Origin of the sequence: Natrialba taiwanensis DSM 12281 (genome assembly GCF_000337595.1) — an archaeon.
Classification (GTDB): domain Archaea; phylum Halobacteriota; class Halobacteria; order Halobacteriales; family Natrialbaceae; genus Natrialba; species Natrialba taiwanensis.
Map to the genome: position 1 here is coordinate 20,655 of NZ_AOIL01000067.1, position 21,919 is coordinate 42,573.

The following is a 21,919-nucleotide window of genomic DNA, read 5'->3' on the forward strand; positions in this document are numbered from 1 at the left end:
ATCCGCCGATCCGACGGACTGCTGTCAGTCAGTGCCGTCGCACCTGCGACCCGTCCTGCGTCCTTCGAGTGCGCCGGGAAATCGGGACAGCGGACCGTACCGTGGCGGCTGGATCGACGTGTAGCGATCAGTATCGTACCCGCATTTTATTTCATCGTCCACCGTTCGTCAGCCCGTATGCAACTCGGCGTTCACACCCCACCGCTTGCCGACGAATCGCTCGAGGGCGCGCTATCGTACCTCGACGAGCAGGGCGTCGACGCGATCGAACCCGGCGTCGGCGGTCACCCCGGCCAGGATCATCTGCCGCGTGCGGAGTATCTCGACGACGAGACGGCCCAGCAGGAACTACAGGACCTGTTCGCAACGTACGAGATGGAGATCAGCGCCCTCGCGGTACACAACAATCCGCTGCACCCCGACGACGAACGTGCGGCGACCGCAGATACCGAACTCCGCGAGGCGATTACGCTCGCCGACCAACTCGATGTCGGCGTCGTCACCTGTTTCTCGGGGCTGCCGGCCGGCGGACCGAACGACGAAGTGCCGAACTGGATCACCGCGCCCTGGCCGCCCGAACACGACGAGGCGCTTTCCTACCAGTGGGAGCAGGCGACCGACTACTGGACGGATATCGCGGCACACGCCGATACCCATGGCGTCGATGTCGCGATCGAGATGCATCCGAATATGCTGGTCTACGAGCCCCACGGAATGGCTCGGCTCCGCGAGGAAACTGGCGACCGAATCGGCACGAATTTCGACCCGTCGCACCTCTACTGGCAGGGCATCACGATCACCGATGCCATCAGGTACCTGGGCGAACGCGATGCGATCCACCACGTCCACGCCAAAGATACGCAAATTTACGACGCACAGGCGCGGGAAAAGGGCGTTCTCGATACGACAGCCTACGACGACGAGCCGAACCGATCGTGGCTGTTTCGCTCCGTCGGCTACGGCCACGACGAATCACACTGGAAGGACATCATCTCGACGCTTCGGATGGTCGGCTACGACGGCACGCTCAGCATCGAACACGAGGACTCGCTGACGAGTTCACGCGAGGGGCTGGAGAAGGCGATCGATCTCTTAGAGCGTGCGATATTCGAGACTGAGCCGGGGGAGGCCTACTGGGCGGAGTGACTGGTGCTTGTGGCTGGTGAAGCGAAATCTGACGGAGTGGGGACAGCCAGTGACTACGGAACCACGGCTCGTGGCCACGAACAGAACCCAGCCCTTTACTCGTCGACAGCCCCAACGGACTCGTCCTCGTCGGCGGTGGCCCCCTCATCGAGGTCGACAGTCCCATCGCTGTAGACGGTCACCGTGTACCCCTCGTACTCCAGCCGAACGTGGCCGGGAGCGGCTGATTGTGAACTCGAGGATGGAGCGCCATCAGGGGTAGTGTCGGGCCCCGAGCCGGTGCTATGAAAGAGTGCATCGAGCGCTTCCGGATTAATGGCGGCATACAGCGGGTCGTATGCCGGGGGCTCGATGTCGGTGGGGGCAACTCCCTCGCGTGCAGCGATCGCTTCGATGATCGCCTGGCTGAGAGAGACCGCTCCCTCGAACTCGGGCGGCGACTGGTCGTCCGGGGAGGACATATCGAACGCTAAGGGATTCCAGGGGATAAGGGTGATGGCAGTCCTCGCTGCGGTAGAGACCGATCACAGACGCTCTCTATGGGAATGTATCGATCGTTCAGTGAAGCAGAAAAACGGAACGTAGCAACACATATATTTGTCATTCGAACCGGTAACAGTCCGGAGAGCGGGCAACCAGCGACGGCGGTGGTCGTTCCGGTCACGACCAACGTGGCAGACCTGCCGATCGCGAGTGTCGGTGCATCATCCGATCGACCGTCTGAGATCACGGATAGAGTAGGATCGGCCGATATAGACACTGATGAGCGCAAGCACTGTTCCGGCGACGACATCGGAGAACCAGTGGATGCCGAGATACATCGTCGCGACGGCGATACTGATCGCGAGGACACCCGAAACGGGGACCCACAGCGGGTACTTCTCGCGCGTCAGCCACGCGAGGAAGAAGACGGTCATCGACAGAGACGTGTGCAGTGAGGGAAAGACGTTCGTACTCTGATTCACCTGGTTCGTCAGGCGGCGCATCTGTGGAAACCCGTCGTAGAGAAGTCCCTCGAACAACAGCGGATCGAAGTTCCGCGGGCCGTAGGCGATGAAGAGGACGTAACACGCGAGACCGATCGTGTAGTTCACGGTGAACGCGAGCAACAGCGTCGAGAGATCGTCCATCGTCTCGAGTGCGAAGTATGCGACGATCGGGAACAACAGCAGGAAGGCGTATCCGTAGATGTACACGAAGGCGAAGAACGATGTGAGTTCCGGTGACTGGAACGTCTGGAGCACTGCGACCGGATTCACCGGGAACAACAGCTGCTCGAGTTCGAACAGTTGCGGGGTGATGTTGTTCCCGAGCACGCGATGCTCGATGCGGACGGCGATGTCGACTGTCGACCAGCGCAAAAATAAGACGAGTGCAAGCGCCGCAACCGGGAGGAGGCACATCTCAAGTCGCCATCGAACGTCCAGCAACGCGGTGACGAGTCGGCGCGGCCCGATGACGACGAGTGCCGCCGTCACGAGCATTGTGGCGACCACGAGGGCGAGTTGGAGTACGACGCTGGCGAGAGCCATACGGGAGCCTAGCTACAGCAGGAGGGGATTAATAGCGTCCGGTCGATACCGGAGCAGGCGGCGGTCCGCAACGCAATATTGAACTCGAATCGGTCGCGGAGCTATCGTCACAACTGCAACGATTTTCGTTCCGATCCCGTCGCTGTCGTGCGATCGGCTGTACAGTGCCTTGACCTTGCAGCGGCTCCGATCACAGCAGCCACCGGAAAACAGCTACCGGAGTAACACGCCGTCCTCGTACCGATACCCGATCTCATCGAACAGTCGCCGGACCCGTTCGACATCGAGTTCACCGTCGGTTCCGGGAAATCCAGCCAGTGATAGCGGCTCCGATCGATCGTCGCCGTCGCGGTAGCCGAGCAACGATTCCTGCGTCGTCGGGGCCGTCGCCAATCCGTCGAAGAGTTCGGAGACGATGTACTCGCGGTCGATCAGCCGCGAGAGAATCCGCCGCACGTTCGGGTTGCCGAGTTCGGGGTGGTGCGTGTTGTAGCCGATCAGGTACATCGACGTACTCGGTGCCGTGAGCAGCGATATCGCGTTGTCGTCGGCGAGTGATTCGATCTGCTCCGGCGGGAGGGGGCTTGCGGTGACGTCGACATCGCCAGCAAGCAGTGCATCGACCATCGTGCCAACGTTCGGCGAAAGATTGTATCTGAGGCCCTCGAACTGGGGGAATCCATCGAGGACGGCGGGCACGTTGGTCGACACCGAATCCCGGAGAACGTGATCCGCGACCGGCTCGAGAACGAGTTCCTCCGGTCCCGCCTCGCTGAACTCGAGGAGGCCGGAGCCGACAGGTGCGTCGTTGTTGGTCGTCAGTGCTCTGGTCTGGCGTTCGGCGACGAGTTCGGAACGGGGTTCCCAGATGTGTTCGGGGAGAATCGGGACGGTGAGAAATTGGGCGGCAGCGGGGGCGGTGGTGGTTCCGAACGGGATTTCGAGTGTGAGTCCATCGACAACCTCGATCTGATCGGGCGTGTCGACGAGCGTCTGGCGGCCGCGATACCGGGGTGCAGGGATGCCGCTGTCGGCTGTACCGAGCGACGTGTCGGCCAGAAGCCGGAACGTGAAGGCGACATCGTCGGCATCGAGCGGTTCGCCGTCGTGCCAGGTGAGCCCCGGGCGAAGCGAGACCGTCGCGCTGAGTCGACCGGTATCGTCCCAGCGAACGTCGTCAGCGAGCCACGGAACGTACTCCTCCGGGGGGACGGGTTCTGCGTTCGACGGGGAGTGTGCCGATGCGACTCCGGCGGCTCCCTCCCAACTCTCACTCGGCCGGCGGACGAGCGGGGCGTACACCAGATCGAGCAGTCCGGGGACGCGATTTCGATCGACCGCGATCGGGTTCAGCCGATCCGTTAGGCCGTCGCCGTAGATCCCGACCGTAAGCGGCCCATCGCGATCGCCCGCAGCGGCGGGCGCAGTCGAAAGCAGATCGATGAACTCGATCGCGCGCTGCGGCGGAGCGGGGGCATCGATCGACTGGCGGGTGCCACCGATCCGGTCCGGGTATGCGACGACGGTAAACGGAGTCGTCTCCGCGAGGTACTCGAACAACTCGGCGAGCGTCTCACGGCGCGTTTCTCCACTCTCCGTTCGCTGTTGCTCCAGGAGATCATCGGCTGTGACAGACGAGAAGTGAAACGGATTCTGCCAGCCGCCCTCGCTGACGAACTGCGAGTGCAAGAGCCCGTACAGATCGTCGAACTCGTCGAATCCCGGATACCTGATGACGAACACGTCGTACTCTCCCTCGAGAAGCACGTCCCGATACAGCTCCGACTCGGTGATCGGCTCGGGAGACACATCGATGCCGGCCGCCTCGACGTTCTCCCGGAATCGACTCACGATCATCGACGCCATCGCGTCGTCGTCCGCCGGGACCGTCTTGATCGTGAGCGAGACCTGGTCGGGACCGTTGTTTTCTGCACGCGACCAGAATCGCTCCGCACAGCCGGCGAGCGCGCTCACGCCGAGTCCGCCTGCGCCCGCCAGGAGGTGTCGCCGCGTCAGCGGCGGAGCGCCTCGCGTCATATCGAGACTGATACGCAACCGCGATGTATAGGACTTCCCTTCACAGCGACACGTCAGCGCTGCCGACCGAAAGACGAACTCGTGGAGTACCTCCTGAATCCGACTCACGACTCCCAACTCCGAGCGCTACGTCGAGCAGTGAACGCAGTACACTCCGTGCCGATTCCGAACGGGTCGCCAAACCAGCAGCAGGCACTCGATTCGAACGCTCAGTAGGCGATGACTATCACGAGTTCAGGATTGTTGCAGACCGATGACGTTCTTTCCTCCGTTCGTATGCCCGCCATAACAATAGCTGAATCCGAGTACTATCGATTCGTGGCACCAGTTCGCACGTTCCGGATCGATCGAGCGGTCCGGGTGGGCCAGGAATCGTCCGCGCGGTGGACGAGTACTCGATGGCCCGAGCGCTCGAGAACTCGACCGATCGCGGAACGGGTGGACGACCACGAGAGACAACCATGAAGCTCGCACTCATCGGCTTTGGGCAAGCAGGCGGAAAGATCGTCGACGAGTTCCTGGCGTACGACAGCGCCATCGACAACAGTTTCGTCGAGGCTGCAATCGCGGTGAACTCCGCGACGACGGATCTCCAGGGACTCGATTACATTCCACAGGAGAACCGCATTCTCATCGGGCAGACGCGCGTGAAGGGACACGGCGTCGGTGCGGACAACGAACTCGGAGCGGAGGTAACCGAGGCAGACATCGACGAGATTCAGGGCGCGATCGACCGCGTCCCGGTCCACGAAATCGACGCGTTCCTGATCGTCGCCGGCATGGGCGGCGGCACCGGCTCCGGTGGCGCACCCGTGCTCGCACGCCACCTGAAACGCATCTACACCGAGCCCGTCTACGGACTCGGAATCCTCCCCGGGACGGACGAGGGCGGCATCTACACCCTCAACGCCGCACGATCGTTCAAGACGCTCGTTGACGAGGTCGACAACCTGCTCGTCTTCGACAACGACGCCTGGCGCAGCGCCGGCGAATCCGTCGGCAGCGGCTACGACCGGATCAACCACGAAATCGTTGAGCGGTTTGGACTGCTGTTCGCCGCCGGCGAGGTCGGCCAGAACGACCACGTCGCCGAGAGCGTCGTCGACTCCTCGGAGATCATCAACACGCTCGAGAGCGGCGTCTCGACCATCGGTTACGCCAGCGAAACCGTCGAGTCCGCGAACGACGGGCTGCTCTCGTCGTTTCGCTCCGACACCGAGTTCGACGAAGGCACCGCAACGAACCGGATGACGAGCCTCGTCCGGAAGGCGACGCTCGGGCGGCTCACCCTCCCGTGTGACGCCGCAAGCGCCGACCGCGGCCTCGTCGTCGCGACCGGCTCGCCGGAGCACCTGAACCGCAAGGGCGTCGAACGCGGTCGCCAGTGGCTCGAAGACGAAACCGGCAGCATGGAAATCCGCGGCGGCGACTACCCGCTCCCCGGCCGCGACGATGTCGGCGCGATCGTCCTCCTCTCGGGCGTGACCGCCGTCCCGCGGATCGACCAACTCCAGCAGGTCGCGATCGAAGCCCAGGAAACAACCGAATCGGTCCGGGCAAACGCACAGGAAGACTTCGCCACGCTGGTCGACACCAGCGGTGAACTCGACGCGCTGTTTTGAGACGGTCAGATTTCGCCAAGTGCAGTGACGCGTATTTTTGTGTTCTTTCCGGTCGGAGAGATTGAGTCAGCCTCGACCGTCTGCAACGCTGCGTTCGTTCGTGAGAGGAGAGAGGCGATCATAAACACCGGCCAGGCTACTAATCCGGGTCACTATGCACCCTCCCCTCTCGGCCGCGCCCCTGCCCCCTCTCGGCCGCGCAATGATCGTTTAACCGCCCGTCATCGAGCGGCGAAGCGCCCGAAAAGGGTACCAGTCGACGTATTACCAGTGCAGCGGTACTGATGCTGAACGCTCCGACAAAATCGAATCGACGGCTGGTTGCCGGCGGCGTCAGTCACCATAACCATACAATAACGAACTATGATATGATCGACCGATCGGGTATACCAAGACAGCACTGGACTGGCTGGGGGGCAAAAACATCGATGCGAGAGGCAGTCAAATCCGTCCTTCTCGGACGCGACAGGACGACAACGATCGAGGAGTGTCGTCGCTGCGGGCGGACGACCGACACACCCGATACCGTCTGCCCAACCTGCGGTTGTACGGAAATCGTCACGTATCGAATCGAGTAATCCGACAGCAAGCTTCTGGAGCGAGTCGCGAGAGAGAAAGAGAGAGAGAGAGAGAGACCCTTACGCCAGTGGCAACGCATCGATCGCCTCTCGTCGCCCATCAAGCACACCGAACCGCTCCTCACGGCGGCTCTCGAGCCACCGGAGCAACCGTTCCGCCCATGCAAGCTTCCGCGCTTTCATCGAACTCACCGTCTCGTCGTCGAAATCCCACCCGACGAAAGCCAACCGGGCCGCGCCAAGGTGATCCGCAAGAAACGCCGCCCGGTCGCCGTCGGTGAACCCCCCGAAATTCCGGACCGGTCCCCGCGGCTCCACCTGCGTCGTCGGCAGGACGAACTCGTCGGCACAATCCGGCACGACGCGCCGAATCGCCGGCACATTATCACCGTGGGCGTGAACGGCCACCGGAACACCGTCTGCGGTCAGTCGTCGAACCGTCTCCGGGTTCTTATCCAGGTCCGTCACCATACAGTCCACCTCGATGCCGTTCGACGCGAGCACGTCGACCGCTGTTGAGGCCGCGACGACGATGTCGGCGGCCCGCGCTCGGTCGAGTTCAGCGTCGGTTTCGAGCGACGGGCCGGCACCCGCGATCGCGACGGTCGCACCGTCGACCGGCGAAAGCGTGTCGAGATCGAACGACGTCGTGAGCGAGGCGAGCACGTCGCGGGCCCGCTCGTCGCCGCTGCGTTCGTAGCCGAACTCGCGACGGATTCGCTCGTAGACGGGGTTCCAGGAATCGAATTCCATTATCGAGGGATGGGCGCGCGTACAGTTGTGTGATTCGGCTTTGGCTGCCTAGCGTCGCCACTTCGGAGCGTAACACCACAATAATTCCGTGTTGTGGGCCGGGGGTCGCCTCCAAAGTACCCCTACCCGGGAGGCCGCCCGGCGTCCAGTCTTCCATTTCGAAGCCTTCGGTATAAGCTTTCTCTTACGACAGTAGATTGTCGAGTTCACGTCCGAGTCTGCCACTATCCCCGCTAGACGACCTAAGCCGACGAGAAACGGCTGAAAGCCCGGCTATCGTTCCGACCAGGAGCGAACGGTTGTCGGCCGTCTCGAACAGTGTGACGGGCGTCGTGTGGCCCCCGCCGTCGCCGTCGGCGCTCGTACCACGACGGCCACCGCGTCCACGATCACTAGTGCGAACGCTTGCACGCTCCGAGCGAACGGTTTCGACGGCTGCCGCCACCTGCTCGCGCTGGCTTGCAGACAGCCCCTCGAATTCGAACGCGTGCGGCTGGAACGCAGTTGCAATCGCGGTGTCAACGCCTCGCTCGTCAAGGTGGCGACGGAACGTTCGCGTCGAATCGATATCGAGTTTCGAAACGGCGACGGACTCGGTTGTCGAACTCGCCCGTTCGGTGAACGCAGCGCCGATACGCGCCGCGTCGCGCGTTTCTGCCACGTCGTGGGTTCGGATCACGTGGGCACCGCGTTCGACCGCCATCGAGGTTGCTGCGAGACTAACTGGGAGTCGATCCTCGGTCTCGCGGTCTGCAATCGCACCGAGGAAGTTCTTCCGGTTGATCGAGACCAGCATCGGCTGTCCGAGCGCGCGGAACTCGCGGAGCCGTCGGAACGTCTCTCGGTCGTCTTCGAGCGTCTGCGCCTCGCTCCAGCCGCCGAACGCGGGATCGAGAATCGTCTTGTCCGTGAGTCCGTTCTGTTTGAGCGCCTCATAGACCTGATCGACGTAGTCGGCCTCGGCTGCCCACGACGGGGATTTTCGGGCCGCCCAGTCGGTTTCCTCGACCGCGCCGGGGCGCTCGAGATCCGGCGGGCTTGCCATTTTCGCGACAGGTGCATCGTGGTCTGTACAGACTGCAGGCAACTCGGGATCGGCGAACCCGGCGATGTCGTTGACCATGTCGAACCCCTGCGAGAGGGCGGCGTCCGCGACCTCGTGGTAGCGCGTTTCGATCGAGAAGATCGCATCGCCGGAGACGCTTTCAATCGTTTCGAGGGCGACGTGAAGACGGTCGAGTTCGTCCTCGGCCGAGAGCACGTCGAAGCGTTTGTTCGCCGATTCGAGACCGATATCGACGATGTCGGCACCCTCGTCGATCAGTTCCTCGTCGACGTACCGGGCCGCCTCGCCGGGGTCGTCGTAGACGCTCGGATCGTAGGGCGACTCCTCGCTAACGTTCAACACACCCATGATCCGCGGCGGGAACTCGTCGCCGATGCCGAGTCCGGCCGCGTCGACACTGTTCATACCCCGAGTGAGGAGCGAAGACTGAAAATCGACGCGGTTGCGGCGAAGCGGCTACGCACGGATCACGTTACGAACGATGTTCGAATGATGAGAAACAGTCCTTCGGAGCGTCATACTGGAACCAGCCTAGCGAAGAGTGAGGGTACCTGAGGCAGTGACCGTCCACTGACCACCGGTGACAACTGGATCTGAGTTAAAACGACTAGAGGCGGCTGATTACAACCAAAGATGACCGATAACGGTGAATTCGAATGTTGACCGTCACTGAGAGTTATGCCCAGTGACCCACACTCGATTGCTCGTCGTCCGTATCCTGGGACTCCTCGCTCGCTCCCTCCTCCAGGGGTGCGAGTCGTGAATCACGCAACAGGACCTTCTTCACTATCGACGGATTCTCGAGCAACCGATGTTTCGCGTGCGCCCCGCGTCCGCGTCCCCGGCCCTCGCGTTCGGACTGGATCACGTTGAGGAAGTTCTGCTCCTGGAGGATCTCCTGCACGCGGCGTTCCGAGAGCACATCGAAGTCGAGTCGGTTCGCGACTTCCTTGTACTGGTTGTAGATGATCTTCGTCGGGAACTCCTTTTCCGTGCTGTTCTCGGTGAGCAGCGTCAGCGAATACAGAATCGCTTTTGCCTGCTGTGGCGAACCCTCGATGAGTTCGTTGAACCGGTCGGCTTCGGTCTTCTCTTTGGCGTCGCGGACGTGATCTGCCGTCACGCGCGTGGCGTTTTGCTTTTTTGCGATCCGACCCGCGTTTCGGAGGATGTCGATCGCCTTGCGCGCGTCCCCGTGTTCTTGCGCGGCGAGCGCTGCGGTCAGCGGAATTACATCCCCCGAGAGCACGCCGTCGTGGAACGCGTCGCGGCGCTTTTCGAGGATTTCGACCAGTTGATTCGCGTCGTACGGCGAGAAGACGAGTTCGTCGCGGGAGAGGCTCGATTTGACGCGTTCGGAGAGATGGTCGGGAAAGTCTATCTTGTTCGAGATGCCGATGATGCCGATGCTCGAATCCGAGATGCGGCGGTTCTCGCCCGCCCGCGAGAGTTTGCGCAGGACTTCGTCGTCTTCGAGCATGTCGATCTCGTCGAGAATAACGATCGTCACGTCGGTGCACTGGTCGACGGCTTGCCAGAGGCGTTTGTAGTAGTCGCCGGTGCCCAGGCCGCGGTCGGGAATGGTGATGCCGCTCTGGTTCGAGTCGTTGACAATCTGGGCGATCGTCTTGATGATCGACGCCTCGGTGTTCTGTTCGCCACAGTCGATGAAGGCGTACTTTACTGTCACGTCGTCGCGTCGGGCCTCCGAGATCACGCGCTTTGTCACCGAGCGCGAGATGAGCGACTTTCCGGTGCCGGTCTTGCCGAAGATGAACAGGTGGTTTGGCTCGCTCCCGAAAATGGCCGGGTTCAGCGCGTCCGCCACCCGTTGCATCTGCTCGTCGCGGCCGACGATGCGGTCCGGGCCGGGCAGATGCGTGATTTCGAGCAATCGCTCGTCGGCAAAGACCGGATCGTCGTACCGAAAGAGCGGGTCACGATCGTCGTTGGCGGACATTGCAGTACCGGGTGTCTTCCAACTGGACTGAAATAAAGGTATGGAGATCGATCGCGGATGTAAATAAGGGCTGTTCGAGCCTCAAGCGCCACAATAGAAGCAGTACGAAGGATAGGACCGGAATAGCCGGCCTCGCGCTTCTAACGACACCCGTGAGAGCGTGGAAGCACGCACGATGACCCCACGCCCCCGACACCCCCGTCGCGGATGTAAATCCACGACACAGAAGCGCGATCCGAGCGCAAAAACAGGCGCTGAGAATCCGTTTCCGGAACCGGAGTCAGTCACCTAACTGGCGGAGAATCCGTACGATTTCAGTGATAAAACTAGGAGCAGCGTTTCGACGGTGGCTGGCGCGGCTGGTACGTCGGGACACACACCCCCGTCGCGGATGTAACGCCGAGAGGGGTGGGGTGGTATTCTCGCAAGCCCTTATTTCGGAAAATATGGTGGGTTTCGAAGCGGATTTTACATCCGCGAAACAGGTGTGTTGTCACACAGACCCTCCCCACGCAAACGGCGTTACAAACGCGAGGGTGGTGTGTCCCTGTTCCACAACGCGACAACATGTTCGCTATCCCGCCGATTTGTGCCTTCGAACGCTTCTTGCGGACGGGAGCGTGGGTTCGATACGGGTGAAAGAGAGGAACACAACACGAAAGCGGGAAACGAGACGGTATGAGACAATCTCTATCTAGTAGATCTAGCTAGTCTAGCTAGTCTAGTTAGACTAGAACCGTTCTAGACAAGAGAAACAGAACACAACAGCCATGAGGGAACACAACAGCCACAAGATATCCGAACAGAAGCCGCCAATACTCTCACGATGGACGACCCGACAGCAACGGCAGTCGATCATAACGGCAACTCGACCGCACTAACGAACACGTCACTTTTGACCGCTCGCTCGATACTCTGTACACACCCACTCCAGCCGTCATGACCGACACTCACTCCTCTTCGAACGGATCCGACGCATCCACTCTGGACCACCGAACGCCGCCAGCAGTCGCCGTCGTCGACGCCAAATTCTCCGGCAACGTCGGCACCATCGCCAGGGCCATGAAGAACTTCGGATTCTCCGATCTGCTGCTCGTCGACCCACCAGAACTCGACCCCGACGGCGAGGCCTACGGCTTCGCCGGCCACGCCCGCGAGGACATCCTCCCGAACGCGACCGAACTCTCCTTCGACGAACTCGTCTCGTCCTACCACACCATCGGCTGTACCGCCGTCACCAACGAAGACGACCGCAGCCATATTCGATTTCCGTTCTCGACGCCCGCTGAACTCGCCGACCGGCTCCCGACCGTCGACGCGCCGACCGCGCTCGTTTTCGGGCGCGAACGCGTTGGCCTGACCAACGACGAACTCGCTCGAATCGACGAGATTTGTTCGATTCCAGCGAACGAGGAGTACCCCGTCCTCAACCTCGGCCAGGCCGCGACGGTCACGCTCTACGAGCTCCGATCGCTCGCGCTCGAGGCGGACGAGACGCAACTCCCCGATGTCGACCGAGTTCGTGCGTCCGAACAGACGATCGATCGGGTCTACGACCAGTGGAGCGAATTACTCGAAACGATCAACCACCCGCCCGAAAAGCGCGAGAAGACGATGCGGATGCTCCGTCGCATCTACGGTCGCGCCGACCTCACGGAGCGCGAGGCGAACTCGCTCCTCGGTCTGGTTCGTCGGGCGGCGGAGCGACCGGCGGAACAGGACTGAAGGCGAACCGATCACTATTCGTTCAGTACTGTGAACGTAATACGGAGCGGCCGAGTACCCGAGTAGCGGCGTTCGACCCTTCCAACCCGATACGTCACCGCAAGCGATACGAGGATAACGAGTGCCCCGTCAGTAACCAGATCTACGGACGACGCGCGACGACGAGCTCACGCTCGCTTTTGAATCTCCTCGCGGAGCAACTGACTCACGAGGTCGCCGTCTGCCTTCCCGCGAAGCGCACCCATGCACTCGCCCATGAGCCCGGAGAACGCCTGCATTCCCTCCGCTTCGACCTGTTCTTCGTTTCGTTCGACGACTTCGACGACGGCCTCGCGAACCGCCGCCTCGTCGGCCCCGCCCAGTCCTGCTTCCTCGGCGGCCTCCTCGGCGGTCCGATCGGGCTCCGCCGCCAGCGCGGTCAATAGATCCGGCACTCCCTCGTTCGGCAGGTCGCCGCTCTCGACCATCTCGAGGACCGACACGATGTGGGTCTCCGTGAGGTTCTCGACGGGCACGCCGTCGCGCCGGAGTTCAGTGAGCGTCGATTCGAGCGTCGTCGCGGCAAGCGTGGGATCGACGCCGTCGCCGTCACCGCCGGCGACTACCTCCTCGAACAGCGGCATGTGCTTGCCGTAGGCGACCTGCTCGGCCAGTCCCTCGCTCAGACTGAACTCGTCCTGGTAGCGCTCGACCTTCTCGGTCAGGAGTTCGGGTTCGGGGACCTCGCTTGGGTCCGGTTCGACCGGCGGCACGTCCGTTTCGGGGTACATCCGCGCCGCACCGGGAAGCGGGCGCAGATAGCGGGTCGTGCCGTCGTCGTTCGCGCCGCGGGTTTCCTCGGGAACGCCCTCGAGCGCGGCCCCCGCGCGTTCGGCGGCGGCCTGGATCGCCGCCTCGGCCACGTCGGTATCGGCGGCGACGATAGCGACGGCGTCCTCGGGTCCTGCGCCGACCGCGTCGCGCAGCGCCGCGACCTCGTCGTCGGTCACGCCGTAGGCCGGGAGTTCGTCGGTGTGGAAGATGCCGCCCGCGCCATGGCGCTTGGCGTGATCTGAGAGTTCGGTGCCGAGTCGCCGGTCAGGGGCGATCTCTCGGCCGACGAGTTCGTCGAAGCCGTAGAGGGGGACGCCCACGACCGACCCGCCGTCGTCGAGCGCGCCGGCGATGACGCCGCTGTCGGTGTCCTCGAAGACGGCGGTCACGTCCTGCACCTCGCCCACGGACGCTTCCCGGGCTTCGAGTTCGTCGCGGATGGCGACGAGTTCGACCTGGCGGGCGGCCTCGGTGCGGACGATGTCGTCGATGTCGTCGAGACTCTGGACGCCTTTAATTTCGACGCGTGCACCCTCCGCAATGGAGACGTTGACGTCCTGGCGGATCGTTCCGAGGCCGCGCTTGACCTTGCCCGTCGAGCGCAGGAGCATCCCGATGCGCTCTGCGGCTTCGAGCGCCTGTTCGGGCGTCGAGATGTCCGGTCGCGTGCCGATTTCGACCAGCGGGATGCCGAGCCGATCCAGACTGTAGCGCACGCCGTCGTCGGTCTCTTCGACGCGCTGGGCGCTTTCTTCTTCCAACATGAGATCCTCGATGCCGACCGCGCCCTCGCTGGTCTCGATCTCGCCGTCGGTCGCCATAAGCGTCGAGCGCTGGAAGCCAGAGGTGTTCGAGCCGTCGACGACGATCTTGCGCATGACGTGGGCCTGGTCGACCGGCGACATGTCCATCAACTGAGCGATCTCGAGGACGGCCTCGAGCGCCTCCGAATCCAGTTCGTGAGGCGGCTCGTCGTCCTCCTCGACGAGACAGGTCGAATCGTACGCGAGATAGCTGAACTCGCGGTCGACGCGGCTCTCTTCGAGGGCGGCCTCGTCGATCTCGCCGAGTTCGCTCCGGGTCGGGTGGAGGTAGCGCGTGAACGCCCGCGCTGCCTCCTCGGGTTCGCGAAGGGCAGTCGGACACTGACAGAACAGTTTCGTCGCCGTATCGAGTTGCTGGTGGATTTCCAGCCCGGCGACGAGGCCGAGTTCGTCGTAATCGTACTCGGACTCGGTCTCGCGTTCGCGTGTAGTCATTGCGCGGTAGTCGGTGACGGAGGGGTAAAAAACCGTCCAGTTGCGGTCTGGTCGCGTCTAGTCGTCCGACGACTCGCGCGGCGGCGTTGGGCCGTCCGCCGCGTCGTCCGCAGGGGCCGTTCCGTCGTCCGGCATCGTCGCATCCGCGGGCCGTCCAGCGTCCCGGGGCCGTTCGGTGCGTTCCGTCTCCGAAAGCGCGGTTGCGACGCCCTCGAGCACGCTCTCGGGTGGCACCTCGACCCCGCGCTTCCGGCAGGCCTCGTACCGCGTTCGCGCCGCCTCGCTCGTCCCCGCCTCGCTCGTCGTCCCCTCTCCGCCCGTACTCGCCCCGCTTCGATCGGCGAACTGCTGCGTGTCCACGACGACGGGCTGCTCGACGGACGCGACGAGTTCGAGAACGCGCCCGGTTTCGCCGCCCAGTGCGGGATCCGCGAGGACCGTCGCGTCGGCGGCGTCGATGCACGCGTCGAGTTCATCCCGAGCGTCGGCGGAAAGCGGCGCGAAGGGATCGACGCGGATCGTCTCGACGCCCGCTGAACTCGACTCGCCGGTGAGTCGCCGAGCGGCTTCCTCCGCGGCATCGCCGGGTGTGACGGGGCCGATGGAGAGATCGAGTTCGGCGGCGGCGAGTCGAGAGAGGACGCCGGCAGCGGCCGTGCCGGTGCCGATAAGGTGGATGCGAGCGGGCGTCGAGCGGGGGTTGTCGGTATCCTCGTTATCGTAACTCCCGTCCTCGACGTCCGTGGCGATCGAGTCTCGCACAGTAGCGTCGGGAAGCGCCGTCACCGTTTCCGTCCCCGTGATCGGGTTCGTCGTCACCGTCGCCGTCGCGTCGAAGGCCTCGGCGAGGGCGTCGGTCGTGAGCACGTTCGAGGGCGCGCCAACGTCGTGTACCGCGCCGTCCGCCAGCAACACGAGGCGGTCGCAGTACCGCGCTGCGAGATCCAGGTCGTGGATCGCCGCGACGGCCGTCCTCCCCGAACCGACGAGTTCGCGGACGAGTTCGAGCGTTTCGACCTGGTGGTTCACGTCGAGGCTGGCCGTGGGTTCGTCGAGCAACAACGTGGGCGTCTCCTGGGCGATGGCGCGCGCGAGGACGACGCGCTGGCGCTGGCCGCCGCTGATCTCGTCGATCGGCCTGTCCGCCAGTTTCGCCGTCCGCGTCCGCTCGAGCGCTCGTTCGACCGCGGCGCGGTCCGCGGGCGTCGGCGACGAAAACCGGGAGCGATGTGGGTGTCGCCCCATTTCGACCACGTCTCGAACCGGAAACGAAAACGACAGCGAGGTGTCCTGCGGGACGACCGCGACGAGCCGACTGGACGCCCGGGAAGAGACGCTGTGAACGTCGACTTCGTCCACGGCGACCGTTCCCGCGTCGGGTTCGAGCGCCCCGCTGATCGCTCGCAGGAGCGTCGTCTTGCCGGCTCCGTTCGGCCCGACGACGCCGACGAACTCGCCCGGCTCGATCGAGAGGGAGACGTTCCTGAGCACGGGCACGTCGCCGAACGACAGCGAGAGACCGTCGACGGTAATCGACGCCGGTTCGAGTGCTGCTGTCGCCATCTCTGTCTCCGCTGCCGTCGCTGACTCTGTCTCCGTCTCTGTCGCCGACTCTACTGCGTTCTCGCGTGCGCGCTCACCCGCGTCGGCGTCGTTCGGCGTCGGCGATTCGGTCACAGCGAGTGCACCTCCCGGCGAACGAGCAAGAAGAGGAAAAACGGCGCGCCGACGAACGCGGTGACGATGCCGACGGGGACCTCGGCCGGGCCGATGCGAGCGATCGTGTCCGTTGCAACGAGGAACGACGCCCCGGCGAGCGCGCTCGTCGGGAGCAAAATCCGGTGATCCGGACCGACGATCAGCCGCATGATGTGGGGAACGACGAGGCCGACGAAGCCGATGACGCCGGCGACCGCGACGCCCGCCGCGGTGATGACACTCGAGAGCGCGAGCAGGAGGAGCTTGGTCCGTTCCACGTCCACGCCGAGGTGGTGGGCGTCCTCCTCGCCGAGCAAGAGCACGTTTAACTCGCGGGCGTAGGCCCCGAGAACGAAGACGCCGAGCAGCGCCACCGGCAGCGCGAAGCGAACGTCGCCCCAGGTGGTGTTGCTCAGGTGGCCCATCATCCAGACGACGGCCCGTCGTAAGTCGTCGCCGCTGTGGACCAGCATGTACGAGATCAGCGCGCCCAGAAAGGCCTGAATCGCGACGCCGGCCAAAAGCAGCGTCGCGACCGGCGTTCGCCCACCCTCGGTTGCAATCCCGTAGACGAGAAACGCGGTCCCGAGCGCGCCGACGAACGCCGAGAGGTGAACGCTCGAAAACGGCGCGAGCACGGGAAACGCGATCGCGGCGACGGCTCCCGCCGCAGCCCCCGAGGAGACGCCGATGATCGAGGGGTCCGCGAGCGGATTCCGGAAGAACCCCTGCATGACCGTCCCCGCGGCGGCCAGCGAGAAGCCGACCGTCGCGGCCAGCGCGATCCGTGGGAGCCGAATCGTCTCGACGATCAACTGGTGTGAGCCCGCCACCTCGAAATCGAAGACGCCGGTGAACTCGAGCGTTGGTACCGTCGTTGAGAAACCGAGCACCGGAACGCTGGTGGTACTCGTCGACACCCCGGTAGGAACGGCGATCGCGTTGAGCGCGGCCATCGCGACCGTTACCGGATCGATCCTGACCGGGCCGAGCGCGGCGCTACCGAGTGCGACGACGACGAGCAAAACCGTCAACCCCGCCGACCACGACGCCGTCCGGCCCGGTCGGTACATACGCTACAACCACGATTGCTTTAGCCAAATATTTGTTGAAGTACGCCCCATCACGGTGCAATGCGACGCCATTTCATCCTCGCACTGACCGTCATCGCCGTGGTCGCTGCAGCCGTGGCCGCGCCCGCAGCGGCTGCCGGCTCGTTCGCACAGCCACAGACGCAGACACACCCTCAGTCACAGGAGCAGGCACAGGCGCAGGCACAGCCACAAACCGCAATCCAAACGCAGAACGACACGCCAACCTGTGACTACCCGATTGGGGTGACCGACGCGACGGGCGAGACGATCACGATCGACGAGGCGCCCGACTCCGTCGTCGCGCTCCAGGCCAGCGACGCCCAGACGATGGTCGAAATCGGCGCGGCGGACCGCCTCGACGGTCTCCCGTATAGCCCCGCGACGAGCGAACTCGACCGCGGCGACAGGGCCAACGTCGGCGACGGCTGGGACGTCGATCACGAACAGGTTATCGCCGCCGACCCGGACCTCGTCCTGGCCGCGAACGCGACAAACGAAGACGACATCGAAACCCTGCGCGAGGAAGCCGGCCTCACCGTCTACCACTTCTCCGAAGCCGAATCCATCGACGACGTTCGCCAGAACGTCTTCCGGACCGGCGAACTCGTCGGCGAGTGCGAGGGCGCACAGGACACCGTCGACTGGATGGACGACCAACTCGAAGTCGTCGACGCCGCGCTCGAAGACGCCGACCGGCCGCTCGCGTACTACGCGATGCCCGATGGCTGGACCGCCGGTTCGAATACGTTCGTCCACGACGTGCTGACGACTGCAGGACTCGAGAACGTCGCCGAGGAGGCCGGCATCGAGGGCTACCGAGACATCAACTCGGAGACGGTGGTCGACGAGGATCCTGAATGGATCATCTACCCCGACGACGCAAACGATGAGCCACCGATCCCAGACGCACTCCAGGCGACCACCGCCGCCGAACAGGACAACGTCGTCGCCGTCAACGCGAACCAGCTGAACCAGCCCGCACCCCACGTCGTCTCCGCAGTCGTCTCCATCGTCGAAGAGATCCACCCCGAAGCCTACGAGGAAGCCAGCGCCGAACTCGAGAGTTCACCCGCCGCGAACGATAGCGGGACGGATGGAGACGGGAGCGACGACGCCGATGGCGGCGACTCGATCCCCGGATTCGGCGTGCCAGCGGCTATCGGTGCCGCTCTCGCCGCGCTCGCTATGATCGGCGCTCGAACGCGACTTCGGTGATGTTGCGCTCCGGCACCGACCGAAGTTGAAAAAGGTTTACTCACCCCCCGACACACGAACGAGCATGGTCGAGAACGTGATCTGGCCCGCCTATCTCGATGTTGCCCTCTCGCGGGCCGACGGACGGCGCGTGTCGGAGGACTTGGCAGTCGAGGAGCCATCAGTCGACGAAATCGCAAAGGCCGTCCAACAGATCGGCTACGACGCGACGATCGAACGGGACAAGGCCTACTCGCGGGAGCCGTGGGCCGACCGCGGCCGGGTCGTCGTCCGCGGTGCGGACGATTCGTCGAAGAACGACCTTGTCCAGGCCGTGGCGGCGTACGTCGTCGCGATGCGCGAGTAACCGAGTACCCGAGACGCAACGCCCATACTCACCGGCCCCGACTGAACTCGTAATGAAACGAATCGGAACGGTCGTTCGCACGTCCCAGGGATTGGCGGTGCTGCGAGCAGATGCCACCGAGAACAGCACCGACGATGGCGCGGCTGAAGACGAACGCAGCCACCGGATCGGCACGACTGCGCTCAATGACTCCCTCGCGGAAGTCGGCCGCGTCGTCGACGTCTTCGGTCCCGTCGACCAGCCGTATCTGGCCGTCACACCGGACGACGACGTACACCTGCCGTCGCTCGTCGGTTCGACGCTGTACGCCAGATAACGCCGCGGAGCAACGTGCCCAGCCACCGCCTTGCTCTCAATCTGTTGCAACTGCAGCACTGTTCGTCCCGCGAAACCGGATGCACTCACCGCGAAATCGGAAGAACTGACCGTCAGAGTTGCGCAGAAATTTCGTCAGCCACCGCAGTGGCCATGAACACAATCACGCGGTCCCCGGTTTGGATGACGGTTCCGCCGCGAGGCGTTCGGAGCGTTCCGCCGCGAATCACTGCGCCGACGACGAACTCTTGTGGCAGTTCGGTATCCGCGCCCTGGATCGTACTGCCGGCCAAGAGACTCTCCTCGTCGACTTCGATTTCGAGAACTTCCGCCTCGTCGTGCTCCAGGACAGCGACCTTCTCTGGGCCGCCCTCGTAGATCGTTTGAAGTATCTCTCCGGCCACGATATCCTGCGGATGAACCACCACGTCGAGCCCCGTCGATTCGAACAGGTCGATGACATCGCGATTATCGACAACTTCGACGGTTTGCTCCACGCCCAGTTCACGAGCCAGTTTTGCAAGCAGGTAGTTCGTGTCGTCGTCGACTGTCCCGACGAGCAGGTCCGCCTCGGCGAGGTGGTCCCGCGCGAATCCGTCGACATCCGTCGCGTCGGCTTCGACGACGGTCGAGGTGCCCAACTGATTGGCAAGCTGGGAAACTCGTTCCGGATCGTGCTCGATGACCTCCGGAGCGAACCCGCGGTCTTCGAACAGTCGAGCGACGTTGTATCCGAGGGAGTCACCGCCGGCAATAACGATGTCATCATCCGGTTGCAGCGTCGGTCGGTCGGAAACGTCCTTCGCAAACCGGCTCACGCCGTGGGTGCTGCCGATGACGACGAGACAATCGTCCGCTTTGATGACCGTCTCGCCGTTCGGAATGAGCAACTCCCCATCGCGGATGATCGCGGCGAACGTCACCGACGGGTACTGATCGGCCTCGGCGACAGACTGTCCGGAGATGGGCGTCTCCGCTCCGATGTCGAACTCGGCGACCTCCGCCGCTCCGTCGGCGAACATATCGACGGCCTTTGCCCCCGGTAATACGACGGACCGAACGAGCGACTGCGCAGCGAGCAAATCGATACACAACATCGCATCTACGCCGAGGCCTTTGTCGAACGATTGCCAGGCTCGATAGAGACCGACATCCTTGACTCGGGCGATCGTATGCGGATCGGTGGCCTCTTTCGCCGCATTGCAGACCATCACGTTGGCCGCATCGCTATCGGTACTTGCCACGACGATATCCGCTTCGGACAGGCCCGCCTCATCGAGCGTGCCGACGGATCGACCGTCACCGACAACGCCTGCAAGCGCCGCGTCAGCGGTGAGTGAATCGACCCGTTCCGAATCGCGGTCGATGACCGTCACAGCGTGCGAATCGGCGAGGTCGTGTGCAATGTTGGTCCCAACGTCACCCGCACCGACGATGAGGATGCGCATAGTTTTACTTCTCAAAGAATGGAAATAAATCTTGTGGGGACGTGTCAATGAGAACCGTACTGCTACGCCCTTCTCCGTCGTCGCGACGAGTTCAGCCGTCGACCGTACCCCCTCAACCGTCCACCGCACATCCCAAACGGGAACCCGTTCACCGCACGACCGCGAACGGCGACGACCGAGCCGGAGACGAAAACACCCATACCACCACGCGCCAAACCTCGCGCCATGAACGACCGGATGCGAGTCGGTGCTGCCGTCGGCGTAACCGTCTTGCTGTTTCTCGGCGTCCAACTCGGCGCCCTGGCCCTTACGGAACCGTTCTACGAATCCGGCCACCAGGCCGTCGAGAATCCCGATGACCCCACCAATAGTATCGCCTATATCGCAGTTATTCTCGTCGCAACCGCACTCATGCTCGCCGCCTTCAAGTACGACCTCCAGGGGCTCATCCGCGCGCTCATCATCGGCGTCAGCGTCATGATCGCCTGGTACGTCTTCGCCGAACTCGTGCCGCCGGTGGTCACCGCCGGTGCGGCGGGCGTGAACGTCCTCGCCGTCCTCGCCGCGGTCGGCGTCGGGGCCGCGCTCCTGTTCTATCCCGAGTGGTACGTCATCGACATCGCGGGCGTGTTGATGGGGGCAGGAGCGGCCGCCCTCTTCGGGATCAGTTTCGGCCTCCTTCCGGCACTCTTGCTCCTCTCGGTGCTCGCCATCTACGATGCCATCAGCGTCTACGGCACCGAGCATATGCTCGATCTCGCCGAGGGCGTCATGGACCTCAAAATCCCGGTCGTACTCGTCATTCCGACGACGCTGTCGTACTCGTATCTTGCGTCTGCAGACGAGCGCGAGGACGGTACCGGTGACGGCGACGGTCAGGGTGAGGACACTCCCGACACCGACACCAGCGCCGAAACGACACCCGAGACCACCCCAGAAGATGCTTCAGATGCGCGGGAGGGCCAGCGCGACGCGCTGTTCATCGGACTCGGGGATGCCGTCATTCCGACGATCCTCGTCGTCAGCGCCGCCTACTTCGTCGACAAAGGAGCCCTCGATGTCCCCGGACTCACGCTGAATCTGCCGGCACTTGGCGCACTTTTGGGAACGATGGCGGGGCTCATTGCGCTCATGGCGATGGTTGTCCGCGGCCGGGCACACGCCGGCCTGCCGCTGCTCAACGGCGGTGCCATCGGCGGCTATCTCATCGGTGCGCTCGCGAGCGGCCTGTCGATCGCGGCCGCGCTCGGTCTGTAAGGTGTACGGTGCCCATTTTGTCGTCGCGGTCTCGCCTGTCGTCGGTGCGGTTCGA

17 protein-coding genes and 1 pseudogene are annotated in these 21,919 nt (G+C 63.5%); 8 read left to right on the plus strand and 10 right to left on the minus strand.

The window, feature by feature from the left end; genetic code table 11:
- Positions 1-177 precede the first annotated feature (177 nt).
- Positions 178-1,146, plus strand: coding sequence for a sugar phosphate isomerase/epimerase family protein (locus C484_RS18505; protein ID WP_006827416.1), 969 nt, complete (start codon positions 178-180; stop codon positions 1,144-1,146).
- A gap of 95 nt (positions 1,147-1,241) precedes the next feature.
- Here C484_RS18505 and C484_RS18510 read toward each other — a convergent pair whose 3' ends face one another.
- From C484_RS18510 to C484_RS18520, 3 genes are all read right to left on the minus strand, one after another.
- Complete coding sequence (locus C484_RS18510) at positions 1,242-1,607, minus strand: HalOD1 output domain-containing protein (RefSeq protein ID WP_006827417.1); 366 nt, start codon at positions 1,605-1,607, stop codon at positions 1,242-1,244.
- Between the two features lie 243 nt (positions 1,608-1,850).
- The gene (locus C484_RS18515; RefSeq protein ID WP_006827418.1) at positions 1,851-2,678 is read right to left on the minus strand and encodes a phosphatase PAP2 family protein; all 828 of its coding nucleotides are present in this window, start codon (positions 2,676-2,678) and stop codon (positions 1,851-1,853) included.
- A gap of 213 nt (positions 2,679-2,891) precedes the next feature.
- Positions 2,892-4,715, minus strand: coding sequence for an ABC transporter substrate-binding protein (locus C484_RS18520; protein ID WP_049915775.1), 1,824 nt, complete (start codon positions 4,713-4,715; stop codon positions 2,892-2,894).
- Positions 4,716-5,176: 461 nt separating this feature from the next.
- Between C484_RS18520 and C484_RS18525 the strand changes: the two genes are divergently transcribed.
- A complete protein-coding gene (locus C484_RS18525; protein WP_049915777.1) occupies positions 5,177-6,337 on the plus strand; it encodes a tubulin/FtsZ family protein in 1,161 nt (386 codons plus the stop codon).
- A gap of 368 nt (positions 6,338-6,705) precedes the next feature.
- Positions 6,706-6,915, plus strand: coding sequence for a hypothetical protein (locus C484_RS24495; RefSeq protein ID WP_006827421.1), 210 nt, complete (start codon positions 6,706-6,708; stop codon positions 6,913-6,915).
- 60 nt (positions 6,916-6,975) lie between these two features.
- On the opposite strand, the gene C484_RS18535 is transcribed toward C484_RS24495, so the two are convergent.
- The 3 genes from C484_RS18535 to C484_RS18545 all read right to left on the minus strand — a co-directional run bounded on the left by C484_RS18535 (position 6,976) and on the right by C484_RS18545 (position 10,694).
- Entirely contained in the window at positions 6,976-7,668 is a 693-nt protein-coding gene (locus C484_RS18535) for a 6-hydroxymethylpterin diphosphokinase MptE-like protein (RefSeq protein WP_006827422.1), read from the minus strand.
- 184 nt (positions 7,669-7,852) lie between these two features.
- Entirely contained in the window at positions 7,853-9,139 is a 1,287-nt protein-coding gene (gene folP / locus C484_RS18540) for a dihydropteroate synthase (protein WP_006827423.1), read from the minus strand.
- 271 nt (positions 9,140-9,410) lie between these two features.
- Positions 9,411-10,694 carry a Cdc6/Cdc18 family protein gene (locus C484_RS18545; protein WP_006827424.1) on the minus strand — a complete coding sequence of 428 codons (1,284 nt, stop codon included), beginning with the start codon at positions 10,692-10,694 and terminating at the stop codon, positions 9,411-9,413.
- A 939-nt stretch (positions 10,695-11,633) separates the two neighbouring features.
- On the opposite strand from C484_RS18545, the gene C484_RS18550 reads away from it, so the two are divergent.
- Positions 11,634-12,419: an RNA methyltransferase gene (locus tag C484_RS18550; RefSeq protein ID WP_006827425.1), complete on the plus strand. Its 786-nt coding sequence runs from the start codon at positions 11,634-11,636 to the stop codon at positions 12,417-12,419.
- 167 nt (positions 12,420-12,586) lie between these two features.
- Here C484_RS18550 and gatE read toward each other — a convergent pair whose 3' ends face one another.
- The 3 genes and pseudogenes from gatE to btuC form a co-directional block, all read right to left on the minus strand.
- The gene (gene gatE / locus C484_RS18555) at positions 12,587-14,491 is read right to left on the minus strand and encodes a Glu-tRNA(Gln) amidotransferase subunit GatE (RefSeq protein WP_006827426.1); all 1,905 of its coding nucleotides are present in this window, start codon (positions 14,489-14,491) and stop codon (positions 12,587-12,589) included.
- Positions 14,492-14,548: 57 nt separating this feature from the next.
- Positions 14,549-15,970 (minus strand): annotated as a pseudogene (locus tag C484_RS18560) (ATP-binding cassette domain-containing protein); the annotation flags it as partial.
- Between the two features lie 194 nt (positions 15,971-16,164).
- A complete protein-coding gene (gene btuC, locus C484_RS18565) occupies positions 16,165-17,262 on the minus strand; it encodes a vitamin B12 ABC transporter permease BtuC (RefSeq protein WP_006827428.1) in 1,098 nt (365 codons plus the stop codon).
- Positions 17,263-17,322: 60 nt separating this feature from the next.
- Between btuC and C484_RS18570 the strand changes: the two genes are divergently transcribed.
- The 3 genes from C484_RS18570 (at position 17,323) to C484_RS18580 (ending at position 19,160) form a co-directional block, all read left to right on the plus strand.
- Complete coding sequence (locus tag C484_RS18570) at positions 17,323-18,498, plus strand: PGF-CTERM-anchored ABC transporter substrate-binding protein (RefSeq protein WP_006827429.1); 1,176 nt, start codon at positions 17,323-17,325, stop codon at positions 18,496-18,498.
- A 64-nt stretch (positions 18,499-18,562) separates the two neighbouring features.
- Entirely contained in the window at positions 18,563-18,844 is a 282-nt protein-coding gene (srp19, locus tag C484_RS18575) for a signal recognition particle subunit SRP19 (RefSeq protein ID WP_006109107.1), read from the plus strand.
- A gap of 52 nt (positions 18,845-18,896) precedes the next feature.
- Positions 18,897-19,160 (plus strand): H/ACA ribonucleoprotein complex subunit GAR1, encoded by a 264-nt coding sequence (locus tag C484_RS18580; protein ID WP_006827430.1) that lies wholly within the window; start codon positions 18,897-18,899, stop codon positions 19,158-19,160.
- 112 nt (positions 19,161-19,272) lie between these two features.
- On the opposite strand, the gene trkA is transcribed toward C484_RS18580, so the two are convergent.
- Positions 19,273-20,943 (minus strand): Trk system potassium transporter TrkA, encoded by a 1,671-nt coding sequence (gene trkA, locus C484_RS18585; RefSeq protein WP_394295322.1) that lies wholly within the window; start codon positions 20,941-20,943, stop codon positions 19,273-19,275.
- On the opposite strand from trkA, the gene C484_RS18590 reads away from it, so the two are divergent.
- Positions 20,833-21,864, plus strand: coding sequence for a presenilin family intramembrane aspartyl protease PSH (locus C484_RS18590; protein ID WP_006827432.1), 1,032 nt, complete (start codon positions 20,833-20,835; stop codon positions 21,862-21,864). The genes trkA and C484_RS18590 overlap by 111 nt on opposite strands.
- Positions 21,865-21,919: the final 55 nt, after the last annotated feature.

What these genes read in the sequence shown, in the direction of transcription:
- gatE (WP_006827426.1), bottom strand. Translation starts at nt 14,491, where the DNA reads ATGACTACACGCGAACGCGAGACCGAGTCCGAGTACGATTACGACGAA.
- folP (WP_006827423.1), bottom strand. Translation starts at nt 9,139, where the DNA reads ATGAACAGTGTCGACGCGGCCGGACTCGGCATCGGCGACGAGTTCCCG.
- C484_RS18535 (WP_006827422.1), bottom strand. Translation starts at nt 7,668, where the DNA reads ATGGAATTCGATTCCTGGAACCCCGTCTACGAGCGAATCCGTCGCGAG.
- C484_RS18525 (WP_049915777.1), top strand. Translation starts at nt 5,177, where the DNA reads ATGAAGCTCGCACTCATCGGCTTTGGGCAAGCAGGCGGAAAGATCGTC.
- C484_RS18520 (WP_049915775.1), bottom strand. Translation starts at nt 4,715, where the DNA reads ATGACGCGAGGCGCTCCGCCGCTGACGCGGCGACACCTCCTGGCGGGC.
- C484_RS18505 (WP_006827416.1), top strand. Translation starts at nt 178, where the DNA reads ATGCAACTCGGCGTTCACACCCCACCGCTTGCCGACGAATCGCTCGAG.
- srp19 (WP_006109107.1), top strand. Translation starts at nt 18,563, where the DNA reads ATGGTCGAGAACGTGATCTGGCCCGCCTATCTCGATGTTGCCCTCTCG.
- C484_RS18580 (WP_006827430.1), top strand. Translation starts at nt 18,897, where the DNA reads ATGAAACGAATCGGAACGGTCGTTCGCACGTCCCAGGGATTGGCGGTG.
- C484_RS18545 (WP_006827424.1), bottom strand. Translation starts at nt 10,694, where the DNA reads ATGTCCGCCAACGACGATCGTGACCCGCTCTTTCGGTACGACGATCCG.
- C484_RS18515 (WP_006827418.1), bottom strand. Translation starts at nt 2,678, where the DNA reads ATGGCTCTCGCCAGCGTCGTACTCCAACTCGCCCTCGTGGTCGCCACA.
- C484_RS18510 (WP_006827417.1), bottom strand. Translation starts at nt 1,607, where the DNA reads ATGTCCTCCCCGGACGACCAGTCGCCGCCCGAGTTCGAGGGAGCGGTC.
- C484_RS18550 (WP_006827425.1), top strand. Translation starts at nt 11,634, where the DNA reads ATGACCGACACTCACTCCTCTTCGAACGGATCCGACGCATCCACTCTG.
- C484_RS24495 (WP_006827421.1), top strand. Translation starts at nt 6,706, where the DNA reads ATGATCGACCGATCGGGTATACCAAGACAGCACTGGACTGGCTGGGGG.
- C484_RS18570 (WP_006827429.1), top strand. Translation starts at nt 17,323, where the DNA reads ATGCGACGCCATTTCATCCTCGCACTGACCGTCATCGCCGTGGTCGCT.
- btuC (WP_006827428.1), bottom strand. Translation starts at nt 17,262, where the DNA reads ATGTACCGACCGGGCCGGACGGCGTCGTGGTCGGCGGGGTTGACGGTT.
- C484_RS18590 (WP_006827432.1), top strand. Translation starts at nt 20,833, where the DNA reads ATGAACGACCGGATGCGAGTCGGTGCTGCCGTCGGCGTAACCGTCTTG.